We start from the raw sequence: 520 nt of genomic DNA, 5'->3' as shown, positions 1-520 counted from the left end.
GCTGATGCTCACTGGGCCAAATAAGTGCGTGTATTCGGGATGTTGATGGACAAAAGTCGCTATGCCTTTCCAGAGTAAGAGTAGGGCACTCATGCTTTTTTGATATTGCTCGGCAATCACAGAACGACCCATTTCAATCGACTTGCCCATTTGATCGAGAAAGCGTTGGTCATAGTTGAATAAGGTGCGCGAATACAATCCTTCTACGCCATATTTCGCCAATAATTGATCAACTAATCCAAGACGGTAAGCTCCTACCATGCATTGGTTCTCACGATCCCACACAAACAGGTGCAGGTAGTCATAATCGAAATGATCGATGTCTATCGCTTGTCCGGTCCCTTCGCCAACTTGACGGAAATTATGTTCTCGCAAGCGGCCAATTTCATGCAGGAGAGATGGGATCTGCTGTGCGCTGGCGCAGTACACGTCGAACTCGCCATTTTGAAGCAATTGAGTTTCTGCCGGTAAGCTGTGCAGCTCTTCAAGCAATTGGTCTATGGGTAACCCTGCCGCAATA

1 protein-coding gene is annotated in these 520 nt (G+C 47.3%); it reads right to left on the bottom strand.

Annotated elements, in window-relative coordinates; translation table 11 throughout:
- The coding region (locus R7R78_RS29430; RefSeq protein ID WP_225475001.1) for a GNAT family N-acetyltransferase at positions 1–520 on the bottom strand (520 nt) is incomplete at both ends.

The sequence above is a fragment of the Vibrio sp. 2134-1 genome (genome assembly GCF_033339495.1).
The sequence above is the reverse complement of the archived record's forward strand: the minus strand, read 5'-3'. Positions and strand labels throughout refer to the sequence as shown.